The following is a 683-nucleotide window of genomic DNA, read 5'->3' as shown; positions in this document are numbered from 1 at the left end:
CAGCGCCGGGCCGTCGTCTGGAGACTCTGGTCAAGGCGGCGTATTTGCCGGATTACCTCCTTGGCGTCGCCGCGCGGCTGGACGCCATCGACCCCCAGGCGCGTTTTTGTCGCCTCCTGGCGATGCGATCCGCGTGGCCGGAGGCACCGATCTCTTCGTCCGGCAAGCCAATCGGCTGCAAAACCGGCCGCTGGTTTTTCTGGGCGACGATCCCGAACTGCAGGGCATGCGCATCGAACAGGGGCGTTTCATCGTCGGCGCGGCCATGACCGTCACGGATCTGCGACGCGACGACCGTTTGCGCCACGCTTTTCCGGCATGGGAAAGGCTATTCCGGTACATGGCGTCGACGCTATCCGCAATCGTGCCACGCCGGCCGGCAACCTGGTCAACGCCTCGCCCATCGGCGATTTGACCATTGCCCTCCTGGCCCTGGGGGCGCATCTGACGATCCGCGGTCCGGGCGGCAGGCGCGATCTTTCTTTGGCGGCATTTTACCGGGGATACAAACAGATTGACCTGAACGCCGACGAGCGGATTGAAGCGATCACGTTTGCCTGTCCGCCACCGGGCAGCCGGTTCAACTTCGAAAAAGTGTCCCGCCGCCAGCGGCTGGACATCGCCAGCGTCAACACGGCCATGCAGGTGGCCGTGGCGGCAGGCCCGCATCACCAGCGCCCGGC

At 65.4% G+C, this 683-nt stretch carries 1 pseudogene; it reads left to right on the top strand.

Annotated features, from left to right (window positions below):
• Positions 1 to 133: 133 nt before the first annotated feature.
• Positions 134 to 683 (top strand): annotated as a pseudogene (locus JCM12296_RS40890) (FAD binding domain-containing protein); the annotation flags it as partial.

Source organism: Desulfosarcina cetonica JCM 12296 (genome assembly GCF_001311845.1).
In the GTDB taxonomy this organism is placed as follows: Bacteria; Desulfobacterota; Desulfobacteria; order Desulfobacterales; family Desulfosarcinaceae; genus Desulfosarcina; species Desulfosarcina cetonica.
Note: the sequence above shows the minus strand (reverse complement) of the source record. Positions and strands in the feature narration are given on the sequence as shown.